The sequence below is a fragment of the Apibacter sp. B2912 genome, from assembly GCF_009827835.1.
In the GTDB taxonomy this organism is placed as follows: domain Bacteria; phylum Bacteroidota; class Bacteroidia; order Flavobacteriales; family Weeksellaceae; genus Apibacter.
Map to the genome: position 1 here is coordinate 1 of NZ_WINV01000018.1, position 532 is coordinate 532.

Consider the following 532-nt stretch of genomic DNA (forward strand, 5'->3'; position numbering starts at 1 on the left):
TATTACAGAAATGAATCAGATGCCAAAGAAGCCTTTAAAAATGAAGCAAAAGGGATTTATACACACCTGACCGAACCTGAAATAAGTAACTATACCAATAGAGAACTATATAAAGAAGGATTATACCTAGTAGATGAAATCTATGTAAGAGTAAAAGACGAAGAAGGCAACTATTGTGATGAAGTATCGAAAGTAAAACTCTACGTATATCCATATTTAAAAGTAGCAAAAGACGAACCGATCATCTGTGAATACGAACCGCAAGGCAGTAAAACCCGAGTAGATTTATGGAGTTCGATTTATCCAATGTTGTCATCCAATGGAGAAGAAGCAAGAATAAAAAGCTTCTTACAAGATATGCGAGTGATTTTCCAAGACAGCAAAGGAGTAGAGATTGGCAGAGTAGAAGACACATCAGGACAAATACCTAATACTTTAACCGATTACGAACCCCCTGTAGGAGAAAAGAAAGTAGAAATAAAAGTCCTATTTGAAAACAAAGAGAACGGCTGTGGAAATGAAGGAACAATAA

At 35.5% G+C, this 532-nt stretch carries 1 protein-coding gene; it reads left to right on the forward strand.

Translation table 11 applies throughout. The features are described 5' to 3' along the window. Positions 1-532: hypothetical protein (locus tag GFV01_RS10030; RefSeq protein ID WP_160567214.1), on the forward strand; the 532-nt coding region annotated here is incomplete at both ends.